Origin of the sequence: Pasteurella canis (assembly GCF_020810675.1) — a bacterium.
Lineage (GTDB): Bacteria > Pseudomonadota > Gammaproteobacteria > Enterobacterales > Pasteurellaceae > Pasteurella > Pasteurella canis.
This window is the reverse complement of the sequence record NZ_CP085871.1, coordinates 439,272-454,491: the sequence shown is the minus strand read 5'-3', so window position 1 is coordinate 454,491 and position 15,220 is coordinate 439,272. Positions and strand designations below refer to the sequence as shown.

The window sequence follows — 15,220 nt, the reverse complement described above, 5'->3', positions numbered from 1 at the left end:
AACAAGATAATTAAATTAATTAATCCACATATTCTGTTAATACACGAGGCGTTAACTTGGTAATAAGTTCATAACTGAGCATACCACTAATTTGTGCTATTTCCTCAATTGGTAACTGTTTACCCCATAAAATTACTTCATCGCCTACTTTATCTTGGCTTTCCAAACCTAAATCAACTGTTAACATATCCATAGACACTTTACCCACTATTGGTACACGACGACCATTTAAATACACAGGTGTACCTGTTGGTACATCTCGTGGATAACCATCACCATAACCAATTGCCACTACACCAATTTTTGTCTCTTTATCACTCACCCACACACCGCCATAACCCACTGGCTCACCTTTTTTGTGTGGTTTAATCGAAATTAACGAAGAAGTAAGCGTCATAACAGGAGTAAGATCATATTCTTGAGCGGGAATATTCACTGGTGAAATACCATACATAATAATACCAGGGCGAATCCATTCTAAGTGAGAATTTTCCCAAAATAAGATTCCACCTGAGGCTGCAATACTACGCTCGCCCTGTTTGTCTTTTGTCGTGTGTAAGAAACGGTTTAATTGAAGTGCGGTGTAATCTGAGTTAATTTCATCAGCTCGGCTAAAATGACTAACAAAGCCAATATTCGCATCAACATTTGGAGAGTTTTTTAACGCTTGATAAAACTCGTCTACTTGAGTTAAATCAACACCAAGTCGATGCATGCCTGTATCAATTTTCAACCAGACTTTGATTGGATTGGGTAATTCGGCTTTTTGTAATGCTTGTAATTGTTCAATATTATGTACTACAGTTTGAATATTATTTACTGCTAAAATCGGTAAGTCTTTACTACAAAAAAAGCCTTCTAATAACAAAATAGGCTTAGTAATGCCATTAGAACGTAATCTTAACGCTTCTTCTAAACGGGCAACGCCAAAGCAATCGACCATTTCCTCTACTGCAGATGAAACAAAAACGACACCATGCCCATAAGCATTGGCTTTGACTACCGCAATAATTTTACTATTGGGAGCTTTTTGTTTAATAGTTTGGATATTGTGTTTTAAAGCAACAGAACTTATTTTGGCTGTTGCAGGTTTCATGTTCATTAATAATCGTCTCTCATGTCTCGTTGTTCAGCTAAATTATCAAAGCGAGAATATTGTCCTCTAAAGGCAAGTCTAACTCGTCCAATCGGACCATTACGTTGTTTACCAATAATAATTTCTGCAATCCCTTTATCCTCAGAATTTTCGTTATACACTTCATCACGATAAATAAACATGATTAAGTCAGCATCTTGCTCAATAGATCCTGACTCACGTAAATCTGAGTTAACTGGGCGTTTATCAGCACGGTTTTCAAGCGTACGGTTCAGCTGAGACAAAGCAATAACAGGTACTTCTAATTCTTTTGCAAGCGCTTTTAAAGAACGAGAAATCTCAGCAATTTCTAAAGTACGGTTATCCGCAAAACCTGGTGCACGCATTAACTGTAAATAGTCCACCATAATTAAGCTTAATCCACCATTTTCTCGATAGACTCGTCTCGCTCTTGAGCGCAATTCTGTTGGTGTCAAACCTGAAGAATCATCAATATATAAATTCGGTTTATTCGCAAAAAGTCCCATTGTACTCCCAATCTTAGACCAATCGCTTTGATCTAATCCCTGTCCAGTACGAATTTTTGTCTGATCCACACGAGATAAAGAGGCTAATGAACGCATCATGATTTGTTCCGCAGGCATTTCCAAGCTGAACACTAGTACAGGCTTCTCACTTTTCAACGCAGCATTTTCACACAAGTTCATCGCAAAAGTCGTTTTCCCCATTGATGGTCGAGCTGCAACAATAATCAAATCGGAAGGCTGTAATCCTGCTGTTTTTTTATCAAGCGCATCAAATCCCGTACTCACCCCAGTAATCCCGTTATGCCCTTCTGCTTTACTTAAGAGCTCAATACGATCAATGGTTTTTTCGAGAATAGCACAGATATTTTGCGGTCCTTCATTGGATGTTGTGCGTTTTTCAGAAATCGCAAACACTTTACGTTCAGCTTCATCTAAAATATCTTTGACCTCCATGCCCTTTGTTGTATAACAGCTTTGTGCAACATCATTACTTACACTAATTAAGTCACGCAAAATTGCTCGATCACGTACAATTGCAGCATAAGAGACAATATTCGAGACACTTGGTGTATTCTTGGACAATTCAGCTAAATACGCAAATCCACCAACATCCTCACTTAAATTTTTCTCTTTCAGAAATTCATAAATATTAATTAAATCAATTGGTTTTCCTTGTCGTACCAAATTTTCCATTTCTTGAAAAATCACACGGTGAGCAGCTAAATAGAAATCATCAGGAATTAACATATCGCTAATGCTATCCCAATGTGCGGGATGAATCAGAATCCCACCTAAAACAGACTGTTCCGCCTCTAATGAATGAGGAGGAACAATACCTTGCTCCAGTGGTTTATTTGAAATCGAGGAGTTTTTTTTTGCCATAAGAATTGGGATTTTTATTCGAATCAAAATTAGCCTATATCATATACTAATTCTTTTTTTTATTTAAGTAAGAATTGGTAGTAAAACATGAAGTCACTAGATCTATTCAGTACAAATTTTGCCAAAACAAACCGCACTTAAAGCAGTATATACAGACTGTTTTATCAAAATTTATAACCACATGGCTGAACAATATTAATAATATATTAACGTAGCTTTTCTAATTTTGCTAAATGCGCAATGAGCCATTTAATACCTTGATTTTGAAAAGCAATTTGTAAACGTGTATTACTATCAGTACCTTCAACATTAATGATTGTACCTTGTCCAAATTTAGCATGTAACACTTTTTGCCCCATTTTCCATTCGCTTTCACTTAGATTAGGAGCAACAGAACCGATTTTTTGTTGGTTTATCGCACGAGTGACTGTGCCTCGTAAACGCACTTCTTGAATACATTCTGGCGGTAACTCAGCGATAAAACGTGAAGGTAAGTGACGTTCTTCTTTTGCATATAAACGACGACTTTCAGCGTAGCAAATTGTCAACTTTTGTTTCGCACGCGTAATTCCAACGTAAGCTAATCGGCGTTCTTCTTCTAAACGTCCTGGTTCTTCAAAAGAACGGAAACTTGGAAATAACCCTTCCTCAACACCGACCATAAATACACATGGAAATTCTAACCCTTTCGCAGAATGCAATGTCATCATATCGACATAATCTTGGTGTGGAGAGGCTTGCTCTTCGCCAGCTTCTAAAGAAGCATGCGTTAAAAATGCAGTTAAATCGGAAAGATCTTCTGCTCCATCTGGTTTCACAAACTCTTTTGTCGCAGTGACTAACTCTTCCAAGTTTTCAATGCGCACTTCGCCCTTTTCCCCTTTTTCCTGCTTATACATTTCATATAAGCCAGAATGTTTAATCACAAAATCCGTTTGGGCAAATAAGGGCATTTCAGTACTGTCTTGCTGCAAGGAATTGATTAACTCCATAAAACGTTGTAATGCTGTAGCGGCACGTCCAGTTAATAAATTTTCATTAATTGCTAGGCAAGTCGCCTGCCATAATGTGACCTCTCTTTCTCGTGTCAATTGACGTAAAATATCTAAAGTACGATCACCTATTCCACGGGCAGGTGTATTAATAACACGTTCAAAAGCAGCATCATCTTGGCGATTCGCAATTAAGCGTAAATACGCCAATGCATCTTTAATTTCTTGACGTTCAAAAAAGCGCATACCACCATAGATACGGTAAGGAATTTGAGCACGAATCAACGCTTCCTCTATCACACGCGATTGGCTATTACTACGGTACAAAATAGCACAGTCATGTAATTTTCCCCCCTTCTCTAGCCATTGTTTTATTTGGGAAGTAACAAATAACGCCTCATCAAGTTCATTAAAGGCAGCATAAATTCCAACTGGTTCACCTTGTTCACCATCTGTCCATAAATTCTTACCGAGACGATTACTGTTATTAGCAATAAGCTGATTAGCGCTTTGTAAAATATTGCCCGTAGAGCGGTAATTTTGTTCAAGGCGAATCGTTTGTGCTTGAGGGAAATCATCTAAAAAGCGTTGAATATTTTCAATTTTTGCACCGCGCCAACCATAGATCGATTGATCATCATCACCGACAATCATGACTTTTCCTTGCTCGCCTGCCAGTAATCGAATCCAAGCATATTGAATTTTATTAGTGTCTTGAAACTCATCGACCAAAATATGCTGAAAGCGTTGTTGATAACGTTGTAAAATAACGGGCTTTTTTAACCATAACTCATAAGCACGTAATAATAACTCAGCAAAATCGACTAAACCTGCTCGATCACAAGTATCTTGATAAATTTGGTAAATTTTAATCCATTCACGTTCATAACGATCATTATTATCATCAATTTGATGGGCACGTAATCCATCATCTTTTTTATTATTGATATACCAACATACTTGTTTTGGAATGAATATCTTTTCGTCAAAATTATGTAATTTAAGTAACCGCTTTACTAAACGCAGTTGATCATCTGAGTCAAGAATTTGGAAATCTTGTGGCAAATTAGCATCAAGATGATGAGCTCGTAATAAACGGTGAGCAATACTATGAAATGTGCCAATCCACATGCCGAAAAGACGTTGAGAGGAATGTTCAGATAATGTTTTTTCAATTCGATGGCGCATTTCAGCAGCCGCTTTATTGGTAAATGTTACGGCCATAATACTGCCTTCAGAAATCTGTTCAACCGCAATCAACCAAGCGATACGATGCGTTAATACCCGCGTTTTTCCGCTACCTGCGCCAGCTAAAATTAGGTAATTGCCTAAAGGTGCAGCGACAGCCTCTCGCTGTTTATCATTTAACCCATTTAATAATTCTGAAATATCCATGCAGCTTACCTTAATTTTTTATCTAGTTATCTACCAGCATCTTATACATAATGAAGTGGAATAAATCAGGGCAGATGCTATGTCCTGCCCTGATTTTAAGTATGTTATCAAACTGGCTTTTTATACAGTGAAATTATAGAGAAAATTCTTAAAAAAACAACCGCTCTTCTCCCGTATATATTGTAGCTCTGCCTTTTCGAGCAAAACCTACTAATGTTAATCCACACTCTTCTGCCATATTTACGGCTAATGCGGTGCCTGCTGAAATTGCAACTAACATTTCAATACCACAAACTGCGGTTTTTTGGACCATTTCATAACTTGCTCGACTAGTAACCAATACAAAACCGATAGGGTTATTTTGCTTAGCATGCCAACCTAACAGCTTATCTAACGCCACATGGCGCCCAACATCCTCGCGAATAGCAAGTAAATGACCTTCTGTATCAAAAAAGCCTGCTGCGTGTGTCGCTCCTGTTTGTTTCCCTAACTCTTGTGCGTTTTCTAATTGTATTAAACAATGATCTAATTTATTAGCATCAAACTGTAAAGTGCGGTTCAATTTTACTAATTTTTTATATACTTGTTGTAATTGTTCTGTGCCACAAATACCACAGCCCGTTCGCCCTGCCAACGTTCGTCGTTGTTCTTTTAAACGCACAAAGCAGCGACTCGCTAACTCAATTTGGATTTCAATACCATTAGACACTGGATTGATATCAATACCATAAATATCACTCACTTTATCAATAATACCTTCAGCTAAGGAAAAACCTAATGCAAAGTCTGTTAAATTTTGTGGTGAGCACATCATCACTGTATGGGAAATTCCATTGTAGACTAAAGCGACAGGCATCTCTGTCGCTAGATTTTCTTCTTTTACATCATAAGTTATTGTTTTGTTTTTGATTTGTTTGTTTTTTGTTAATTTTTCAAAAAAACGAACTTTTGTTTTTGTGATCCAAGTCAAAATTTTTTTCCTTATTAATGGTTATGAGTTATAGATTTACCATTAAAAAATCAGTATCCTAAAAGGTGCTTAAATTGTAAGGTATTTACATACTTGTATGAAGTATATCGACAATTCGAAACTTGGTACGATTGTAATACAATTTTAACAAGTGAAAAACAAGCCTAAAAACATTTAATGATTTATTTAACGAATTTACTACTATCACATGCTAACAAACTCGTTTTGTTACGCTAAGGAGTATTATCTATGCAGGTCAGTAGAAGAAAGTTCTTCAAGATCTGTGCAGGGGGAATGGCGGGAACATCTGCTGCAATGTTGGGCTTTGCGCCAACAGAGGCATTAGCAGCTCCTCGCAATTACAAATTATTGCGAGCGAAAGAAACGCGTAATACCTGTACTTACTGTGCCGTTGGTTGCGGTATGTTGCTTTATAGTTTGGGCGATGGCTCAAAAAATACAAAAGGCAAATTATTCCATATTGAAGGTGACCCTGATCATCCAGTGAGTCGCGGTGCACTCTGTCCTAAAGGTGCGGGCGCATTGGATTATGTCAACAGTGAGCGTCGAGTGCTTTATCCAGAAGTGCGTGAGGCTGGCTCAAAAGAATGGAAACGTATTTCTTGGCATGAAGCGATTGAACGTATCGCTAGACATATCAAAACCGATCGAGATGAAAATTTTATTACTCATAACGATGCTGGTGTTGAGGTTAACCGTTGGATGACATCAGGATTCTTAGCTGGTTCTGCATGTAGTAATGAAACAGGTATCCTAACACAAAAATTCGTTCGTTCTCTCGGTATGATTTTTACCGACAACCAAGCGAGTATCTGACACGGACCAACGGTAGCAAGTCTTGCTCCATCATTTGGTCGCGGTGCGATGACAAATCACTGGGTTGATATCAAAAATGCCGATCTTGTTATAGTAATGGGTGGTAACGCCGCAGAAGCTCATCCTGTAGGATTCCGCTGGGCGATTGAAGCGAAAAAACAAAACGGTGCTAAGTTAATGGTGGTTGATCCACGCTTTAACCGTACAGCTGCTGTTGCTGATATCTATATGCCATTACGTCCAGGTACTGATATTGCTTTCCTATCAGGCGTTATTCGTTATTTGTTAGACAATGACAAAATCCAGCACGAATATGTTAAACATTACACTAACGCAACATTTTTAGTAAATGAAAACTTCAAATTTGAAGATGGCTTATTCTCTGGTTACGATCCTGAAACACGTAAATATGATCGCTCAACATGGGCATATCAATTTGATGAAAATGGTGAGCCGAAACGTGATATGAGTATGCAAGATCCACGTTGTGTGCTCAATATGTTAAAACAACATGTTTCTCGTTATACACCAGAAATGGTTGAACGTATTACTGGTACAAAACAAAAAGATTTCCAAATTTTCTGTGAGGAAATCGCAAAAACTTGTGCACCAGATAAAGCCGCTACTTTTATGTATGCATTAGGCTGGACTCAACATACTGTTGGTTCACAAAATATTCGTACGATGGCAATGATCCAGTTACTATTAGGTAATATTGGTGTGTCTGGTGGTGGTGTAAATGCATTACGTGGTCACTCAAATGTACAAGGTATTACAGATTTAGGCTTATTCCCTAATCGTCTACCTGCTTATCTTCCATTACCAACGGAAACAGATACGACACTAGATGTATTCTTAAACCGTATCACCCCTAAACGTTTAATGAAAGATCAAGTCAACTATTGGCAAAACACGCCTAAATTTATGGTCAGTATGCTGAAAACGTTTTATGGTAATAATGGTACTCAGGATAACGAGTTTGGTTATCACTATTTACCAAAACTACCAAAAGGAGGCATGGATCATTTACGTTACATTGAGGAAATGTATCAGGGTCGTGTAAATGGTTATTTCTGTCAAGGTTTCAATCCGATTGCCTCTTATCCAAATTCAGGCAAGATCATTAAAGCACTAAGTAACTTGAAATACTTAGTCATTTTTGATCCACTAATTACTGATACTTCTGAATTCTGGGTAAATCATGGTGAGCATAATGATGTAAAAACAGAAGATATTCAAACTGAGGTCTTCCGTTTACCAACAACTTGTTTCGCTGAAGAAGATGGCTCAATTGCCAATTCTGGCCGTTGGCTACAATGGCACTGGAAAGGCGCGGAACCACCTGGTGAGGCAAAAACAGATGGTGAAATTCTATCTGAAATTCGAGCTGAATTAATCCATCTATACAAAACAGAAGGTGGAAAAGCACCACTTGAACCATTAGAAGCGATGAGCTGGGATTATGCAAATCCATTAGAACCAAAAGCAGAAGAAGTGGCTAAAGAAAACAATGGTTATGCATTAGAAGATCTCCTTGATGCAAACGGCAATGTGATTCTGAAAAAAGGGCAATTGCTTTCAAGCTTTGGTCAAATGCGTGATGATGGTAGTACTTCTGGAGGTTGCTGGATCTATACAGGTCAATGGACAGAAAAAGGTAACCAAATGGCAAACCGTGATAATTCTGACCCATCTAACTTAGGTAATACATTGGGTTGGGCATTCGCATGGCCACTGAATCGTCGTATTTTATATAACCGTGCAAGTGCTGATTTAGCGGGTAATCCATTTAATCCAAAACGCCCATTAGTAAAATGGAATGGCAAAAACTGGAACTATATTGACGTGGCTGACTTCGGTAGTGCACCGCCAAATAGCCCGACATTACCATTTATTATGCAGCCAGAAGGTGTGAGTGGCTTATTCGTACGCGAGCGTATGGTTGATGGTCCATTCCCAGAACATTATGAACCAATGGAAAGCCCAATTGGAACAAACCCACTACATCCAAATGTAGTCTCTAGCCCAGTTGCTCGAATTTTACCATCAGATAAAGAGGATTTAGGTACATCTGCAGACTTCCCTTACGTTGGTACCACTTATCGTTTAACTGAACATTTCCATTACTGGACTAAGAACTCTCTATTAAACGTTATTGCTCAACCAGAGCAATTCGTTGAAATTGGCGAAGATCTTGCTAAAGAAAAAGGCATTAATAATGGTGATACAGTGAAAGTCAGCTCAAAACGTGGCTATATCAAAGCTGTTGCTGTTGTCACGAAACGTATCCGTACACTAATGTCTGATGGAAAACCAATTCATACTATAGGTATCCCAATTCACTGGGGTTTCTCTGGTGTAGGTAAAAAAGGCTTCTTTGCGAATAACTTAACTGTTCGTACTGGTGATGCTAATACACAAACACCTGAGTCAAAATGTATGTTAGTTAATATTGAGAAAGTGGGGGCTTAAAATGGGTGTTGTTCAATCTCAAAATATTATTAAAGCCTCTGCGACATCAAACTTTACGCCAGCACCACAGGCGCGTGATCATCAAACTGAAGTTGCTAAGTTAATTGATGTTACGACTTGTATTGGTTGTAAAGCTTGTCAAGTAGGCTGCTCTGAATGGAATGATTTACGAGCTGAACCAGAACCTTGTGTAGGTGTATACGATAACCCAATTGATCTCAATGCTAAAGCATGGACGGTCATGAAGTTTAACGAAGTTGAAGAAAATGATCGTCTTGAATGGTTAATTCGTAAAGATGGATGTATGCACTGCAGTGAACCAGGTTGTTTAAAGGCTTGTCCTGCTCCAGGTGCAATTATTCAATATGCGAATGGTATCGTTGATTTCCAATCAGACAAATGTATTGGTTGTGGTTACTGTATTGCAGGTTGCCCATTCAATGTGCCACGTATGAATCCTGAAGATAATCGAGTCTACAAATGCACATTATGTGTTGATCGTGTGACAGTAGGACAAGAGCCTGCTTGCGTCAAAACTTGTCCAACTGGTGCAATTCGATTTGGTAGTAAGGAAGATATGAAGCACTATGCAGCACAACGTATTGCTGACCTGAAATCACGTGGCTATGAAAATGCAGGCTTATATGATCCTGAAGGTGTCGGTGGTACACATGTTATGTATGTACTACACCATGCTGATAAGCCTGAATTATATTCTGGCTTACCAAAAGATCCGAGCATTGATATCAGTGTCAAACTTTGGAAAGACGTACTGAAACCAGTTGCTGCTGTCGCAATGGGTGGTATCGTATTGAGCGAAATTGCTCACTATATCGCAGTAGGCCCGAATACAGAAGAATTGGACGAACATGATGAAGACGAAGCACATAATGGAGGCGAACATGAGTAAGATTAAGATCAGTAACGATCGTAAAATCGTGCGTCATAAATTGCCAGCACGTCTTAGTCACTGGTTACTTGTTATCTGTTTCTTCGTAACTGGATTATCAGGGCTTGCGTTTTTCTTCCCTGATTTCGCATGGCTAACAGAAATTCTCGGTACACCACAGCTTGCGCGTTTTGTACACCCATTTACGGGAATTATTATGTTCATCGCATTTCTTAACTTATGTCGTATTTATTGGCGCCATAATTTCCCTGAAAAAAATGACTGGGTTTGGTTAAAAAATATTGATGAAGTATTAAAAGGCAATGAACATGCCGTTTCTGACAATGGTAAATATAATCTTGGTCAAAAAATGCTATTTTGGACTTTGATTCTTGCAATGCTAACCTTACTGGTTACAGGTATCATCATGTGGAGACAATATTTTTCACATAATTTCCCAATCCCTGTAATTCGTATTGCTATACTATTCCATTCTGTCAGTGCATTCTTACTTTTCACTGGTATCATGGTACATATTTATATGGCATTCTGGGTGAAAGGTTCTATCCGTGGTATGGTTGAAGGCTGGGTGACAGTACGTTGGGCGAAAAAACACCACCCACGTTGGTATCGTGAAGAAGTACTGCCTCAATTAGAAAAAGAAGAGCAAGAAAAACATAGCCAAAACTAAGCTATACTAACTCAATCAAAGTGCGGTCAATTTTTCAGAAATTTTCTAAAAAACGACCGCACTTTATTTGTTACTTAAACAAGGAAAAAGGATGAGTATCAGAATTTTACCCGAATCGGAAATCAAACAAGCGGCAAGTTCATTCAGTGCGCCCGCCTTGCTATTCGCTAATCCTAAAAATCTCTATCAACGCCGTGCAGAGCGTTTTACAACACTTGCTAAAGCTCACCCTTTAGCTGACTATTTAATGTTTGCAAGTTTAGTCTCTGAAGCACAGCTCGTTGTATTAAAAAATTACCCAATCCCAGTGGATTCTCGTCTAAACGAACATAATCTCACTGCTGAATTACTGGCAACACAGCCGTTACATTTTAAAAACTGGCAACGAGATCCCATTTGGCTAACATTATTAACTGCGCTTTTAAATGAGATAAAACCTAAAGCAAATGATACTATTCTCACAACTATTGAATGGTTAGAAAAAGCCTCTACAGCAGAGTTAAACCAATTAGCAGATCATTTACTCGCACAAGAATTTAGCCAAGTCAGTAGTGACAAAGCTGTTTTCATTTGGGCCGCACTGTCTCTATACTGGTTGCAATTAGTTCAACAAATCCCACACTCTAGCCACAAGGAAAGTAGCGAAAATTTACATGTTTGTCCTGTTTGTGGCTCAGCACCTGTAGCAAGTGTCATTCACTTTGGTTCAGAGCAAGGTTTACGTTACTTACATTGTGCGCTATGTGAAAGTGAATGGAATGTAGTACGTTCGAAATGTACTAATTGTGATCAAACTGGTAAGCTCGATTATTGGTCACTAGATAGTGAAGTTGCGCCAGTTAAAGCAGAAAGTTGTGGAGATTGCCATAGCTATTTAAAAGTACTCTATCAAGAAAGAGATCCGAAAGTAGAAGCCATTGCTGATGATTTAGCAACATTATTTTTAGATGTTGAAATGGAAGAAAAAGGCTTACAACGAAGTGGATTGAATCCATTTCTCTTTCCTAATAGTGAAGAATAATTATGTTTATTTAATTAACTAGACAGTAAATATGACTAAAAATAGGCAGGCCATAATGCTCTGCCTATTTTTGTTGATACCCTTTATACTTATTGAAGGGCTGATAAACGTTGTTGTGCTAAAGCAGCAAGTTCACCTTGTTGATGAGATAATTTTTGATACCAATAAACAGCTTGTTTCTTATTTTTCTTGGTACCTTCTCCTTTTTCATACATCATTGCTAAACGATATTGTGCATCATGATTACCTGCTTCCGCTGCTTTTTTAAACCATTTAAATGCGTTAGAAAGTTGTTTTAGTTCATTTTCATAAATTTGTCCGAGTACCATCATCGCATCTTGCGAACCTGAATTTGCTGTTTTCTCGAATAACTTAATACTATGTTGAATATCTTTCTTAACACTATTACCTTGTAAATAAAATACAGCTAAGTTATTGATTGCTTTGATGCTTCCTTTCTCTGCAGCTTCACTAAACCACCAATACGCTTTTTCGAAATCTTGTTCAACCCCCTGTCCTCGTGCATATAAAATACCTAAATTCGCTTGAGCTTGGTAATCCCCTTTCTGCGCTAAAGGTAAAATTAACTCAAAAGCGGCTTTCCAATCTTGCTTATCTGCAGCCTGCAAAATCAATTGTCGGCGATCGTCATCACTCAATTCTTGCAAAACTTGTTCATTTTCAACCGCACTTGATGGGATTGTTAGCGTAGATCTGGTATTCTCTTTCGCTAAGATCTGAGTCTGTACGAATAACGCGCTAAATAACATACCCAATACAATCATTTTTTTCATAGCTAAACCTTATAATGTTGCCACTAATAACATCACAAAAAAGATGAAAGAAACTACCATTTCAACTAACCCAACTTGTTTTACGCTAAGTTTAATTTGTGGTAAACAAACAGCACGAATTAATGGTGGTAAATAAGCTAATGCTAACAAATATTGTTGCAAAGGTAAAAACATCAATACACAAAGTGAATGAAAAATAATAGAGGCTTTCAGATAAATTGGATTTTTACGCTCTCTCAAAATAGACTTAACATATAATGTTGTACCAATAAAAAATAAGCTGGGATATAACGCAACTAACCAGATTTCAGCATCAAGTCGACGCTCAGCAAAATAATACGCAGCCATTCCTGCAATTGCGAAAATAACGATACCAGCGAAGTCATTTAATAGCGCACGTTCATCTTTTTGTTTCACATAATAAATATTTACAGCAACAAATGGCAACATTGCAATCACAAAGTAAATAATATGCCAGTTATACCATAATGCGGGTACGGCAAATAATGCACTGACTCCACCATAAATCCAGCTCCATTTTATATTCAGTGGCATATTTCTGCCTTTAAATAAGTTCAAAAAAGGATAAGTCATCAGATACAAGGCAGCCCAAGCTAAAAATAAGAAAAGATACTGCCAATTTGGTTGCGATAAAAGCATACCATACAAAAATGGTATGAGTGCCATCACAATTGCACCATGTTGATTAGAAATAAGTAACTTCATTTTTCAATCGCCAGACTAAAATTAAGTTGCGTAATTTTATCCAGTTTGATACAAAATAGATATGTTATTTGCATATAATTCAATTAAAAGAGGATAAAAATGGTAAGTATTCAACGTTTTCACTCCACAAATCGTTTATCTGAAATAGCAATTTACAATGGCGTGATCTATTTAGCGGGTCAAGTACCAGAAGCAACAATACAGGAAAGCGCTTATGAACAGACAAAAGAAGTGCTAAGTTTTATTGATAAATTATTATCTGAAGTTGGATCGAATAAAAGCCGTATCATAAATGCACAAATTTATCTTGCGGATATGGATTATTATGATGAAATGAATCGTGCTTGGGATGAATGGGTTGATACAACTTCACCTCCAACACGTGCGACTGTTGAAGCAAAATTAGCTCTACCTGATTGGAAAGTTGAGATTGTTATCACTGCTGCAGCTTAATTTACAAGTGTACTAATAGTACATGCAAATTTATGCTTTCTAATTAAATAAACTTTACTTTATACTTAATAGGCTAATTTCTATATGACATTAGCCTTTTTATTTTACATCTCTGGAAAGCATCCTATGAATCTTTACACTTATATTTGTTTTTTATCTGCTATTTCTATTTTAATTGGCTTTGTAACACGAAAACTGAACGATAAAATTCAATACACTATCGCTATTACCGCTACTTCAATTGTTGTTTCTGTTCTGTTTCTTATTTTCGGTCACCTATCTTGGTTTAAGCTCGATGTTATTGCAACACGAATGATGGAGCAGCTAGATTTCAAAAGCTTCTTACTAAATGGGATACTTGGTTTCTTATTATTTGCTGGTGCATTAGGGATTAAGCTTCCTGTGCTCAAAAACCAAAAATGGGAAATTACTACGTTTGCACTCTTCTCTACGCTTGCCTCTACGTTTATTATTGGTTTTCTGCTCTATGCAATTTCTACAATTATCGGGCTACAAATCGAACTCATCCATTGTATTCTATTTGGTGCATTAATTTCCCCAACTGATCCTATTGCTGTGTTGGCTATTATTAAAAATTTAAAAGCACCAAAACGTTTATCCATGCAAGTAGAAGGCGAATCACTATTTAATGATGGCGTTGGCTTAGTGATTTTTACAACAATATTTGCTGTTGCTTTTGGTGGGCATACGCCAACAATTGGCGCTATTGCTGAGCTATTTTTACAAGAGGCTATAGGGGGTATCCTATTTGGCTTTGCTATTGGCTTTATTGCACATTTATTAATTTCTGCAACAGATGATGGTAGTCTCGAAATTTTACTGACTTTAACAATCCCAACTGCAGGATTTATGTTAGCTAACTTATTGCACGTTTCTGGTGCACTGGCTATGGTCGTTTCTGGTATTTTAATAGGCAACTGGACAAGGCATACAGGTTTTTCCAAACAAAGCCGTCTTTATCTTGATCATTTTTGGGAAATGATCGATCACTTCTTAAATTCTCTTTTATTCTTGCTTATCGGTCTTGCATTATTATTAGTGGATTTTACAGCACAAGGAATTTTCCTATTACTCCTAGCAATCCCAATTTGCCTTGCTGGTAGATATCTCAGTGTATGGATACCTTTCCAGGTCATGCAACGATTCCGCAGTTATAATCCCTATACTCTACGTATTCTCACATGGGGAGGATTACGTGGCGGCTTATCCCTTGCAATGGCATTATCTATTCCTAAAGGCGTACTATTCATGCAACATATCGGTATGGATGTACGTGATTTACTGCTTGTAATGACGTATGCCGTGGTTACTTTTTCCATTTTAGTACAAGGCTCAACTATTGAGAAAATGATCAAAAAAGCTAAGGAAAGTATCATGCATAAACGTGGTTACATTGATTTAAATCCACAAAAACAGCCTCATCAAAAACTATAAAAAATGCCCTCAATAATTGA

General features: G+C 37.5%; 12 protein-coding genes. 6 read left to right on the top strand and 6 right to left on the bottom strand.

Annotated features, from left to right (window positions below):
- Positions 1 to 19: 19 nt before the first annotated feature.
- The 4 genes from alr to fdhD all read right to left on the bottom strand — a co-directional run bounded on the left by alr (position 20) and on the right by fdhD (position 5,862).
- On the bottom strand, positions 20 to 1,096 hold the full coding sequence (alr, locus tag K7G93_RS02100; protein ID WP_174694532.1) for an alanine racemase: 1,077 nt from the start codon (positions 1,094 to 1,096) through the stop codon (positions 20 to 22).
- 5 nt (positions 1,097 to 1,101) lie between these two features.
- Positions 1,102 to 2,505, bottom strand: a complete 1,404-nt coding sequence (locus tag K7G93_RS02095) for a replicative DNA helicase (protein ID WP_049215111.1) — start codon at positions 2,503 to 2,505, stop codon at positions 1,102 to 1,104.
- Between the two features lie 206 nt (positions 2,506 to 2,711).
- On the bottom strand, positions 2,712 to 4,892 hold the full coding sequence (gene uvrD, locus K7G93_RS02090) for a DNA helicase II (protein ID WP_226690934.1): 2,181 nt from the start codon (positions 4,890 to 4,892) through the stop codon (positions 2,712 to 2,714).
- 148 nt (positions 4,893 to 5,040) lie between these two features.
- Positions 5,041 to 5,862, bottom strand: a complete 822-nt coding sequence (gene fdhD, locus K7G93_RS02085) for a formate dehydrogenase accessory sulfurtransferase FdhD (RefSeq protein WP_223668106.1) — start codon at positions 5,860 to 5,862, stop codon at positions 5,041 to 5,043.
- A 249-nt stretch (positions 5,863 to 6,111) separates the two neighbouring features.
- Here fdhD and fdnG point away from each other — a divergent pair, with 249 nt between their 5' ends.
- From fdnG to fdhE, 4 genes are all read left to right on the top strand, one after another.
- A complete protein-coding gene (gene fdnG, locus K7G93_RS02080) occupies positions 6,112 to 9,171 on the top strand; it encodes a formate dehydrogenase-N subunit alpha (protein ID WP_191134922.1) in 3,060 nt (1,019 codons plus the stop codon).
- 1 nt (position 9,172) lies between these two features.
- Complete coding sequence (gene fdxH, locus K7G93_RS02075) at positions 9,173 to 10,081, top strand: formate dehydrogenase subunit beta (protein ID WP_115322866.1); 909 nt, start codon at positions 9,173 to 9,175, stop codon at positions 10,079 to 10,081.
- A complete protein-coding gene (locus K7G93_RS02070) occupies positions 10,074 to 10,751 on the top strand; it encodes a formate dehydrogenase subunit gamma (protein ID WP_049215123.1) in 678 nt (225 codons plus the stop codon). Before fdxH ends, K7G93_RS02070 begins: the two co-directional genes overlap by 8 nt.
- Positions 10,752 to 10,842: 91 nt before the next feature.
- Positions 10,843 to 11,772 carry a formate dehydrogenase accessory protein FdhE gene (gene fdhE / locus K7G93_RS02065; RefSeq protein WP_049215125.1) on the top strand — a complete coding sequence of 310 codons (930 nt, stop codon included), beginning with the start codon at positions 10,843 to 10,845 and terminating at the stop codon, positions 11,770 to 11,772.
- Between the two features lie 89 nt (positions 11,773 to 11,861).
- On the opposite strand, the gene K7G93_RS02060 is transcribed toward fdhE, so the two are convergent.
- Together K7G93_RS02060 and K7G93_RS02055 are read right to left on the bottom strand one after the other, a co-directional pair.
- Complete coding sequence (locus K7G93_RS02060; RefSeq protein WP_065518446.1) at positions 11,862 to 12,566, bottom strand: tetratricopeptide repeat protein; 705 nt, start codon at positions 12,564 to 12,566, stop codon at positions 11,862 to 11,864.
- A 9-nt stretch (positions 12,567 to 12,575) separates the two neighbouring features.
- The gene (locus K7G93_RS02055) at positions 12,576 to 13,292 is read right to left on the bottom strand and encodes a YwiC-like family protein (protein ID WP_228400411.1); all 717 of its coding nucleotides are present in this window, start codon (positions 13,290 to 13,292) and stop codon (positions 12,576 to 12,578) included.
- A gap of 99 nt (positions 13,293 to 13,391) precedes the next feature.
- On the opposite strand from K7G93_RS02055, the gene K7G93_RS02050 reads away from it, so the two are divergent.
- Entirely contained in the window at positions 13,392 to 13,745 is a 354-nt protein-coding gene (locus K7G93_RS02050) for a RidA family protein (protein WP_049215129.1), read from the top strand.
- Positions 13,746 to 13,871: 126 nt separating this feature from the next.
- Positions 13,872 to 15,200: a cation:proton antiporter gene (locus tag K7G93_RS02045; RefSeq protein ID WP_224046145.1), complete on the top strand. Its 1,329-nt coding sequence runs from the start codon at positions 13,872 to 13,874 to the stop codon at positions 15,198 to 15,200.
- The last annotated feature ends 20 nt before the right edge of the window (positions 15,201 to 15,220 follow it).

Coding starts and splice junctions, on each gene's coding strand:
- K7G93_RS02095 (WP_049215111.1), bottom strand. CDS start 2,505: ATGGCAAAAAAAAACTCCTCGATTTCAAATAAACCACTGGAGCAAGGT.
- fdxH (WP_115322866.1), top strand. CDS start 9,173: ATGGGTGTTGTTCAATCTCAAAATATTATTAAAGCCTCTGCGACATCA.
- alr (WP_174694532.1), bottom strand. CDS start 1,096: ATGAAACCTGCAACAGCCAAAATAAGTTCTGTTGCTTTAAAACACAAT.
- K7G93_RS02070 (WP_049215123.1), top strand. CDS start 10,074: ATGAGTAAGATTAAGATCAGTAACGATCGTAAAATCGTGCGTCATAAA.
- uvrD (WP_226690934.1), bottom strand. CDS start 4,892: ATGGATATTTCAGAATTATTAAATGGGTTAAATGATAAACAGCGAGAG.
- K7G93_RS02055 (WP_228400411.1), bottom strand. CDS start 13,292: ATGAAGTTACTTATTTCTAATCAACATGGTGCAATTGTGATGGCACTC.
- K7G93_RS02050 (WP_049215129.1), top strand. CDS start 13,392: ATGGTAAGTATTCAACGTTTTCACTCCACAAATCGTTTATCTGAAATA.
- K7G93_RS02060 (WP_065518446.1), bottom strand. CDS start 12,566: ATGAAAAAAATGATTGTATTGGGTATGTTATTTAGCGCGTTATTCGTA.
- K7G93_RS02045 (WP_224046145.1), top strand. CDS start 13,872: ATGAATCTTTACACTTATATTTGTTTTTTATCTGCTATTTCTATTTTA.
- fdhE (WP_049215125.1), top strand. CDS start 10,843: ATGAGTATCAGAATTTTACCCGAATCGGAAATCAAACAAGCGGCAAGT.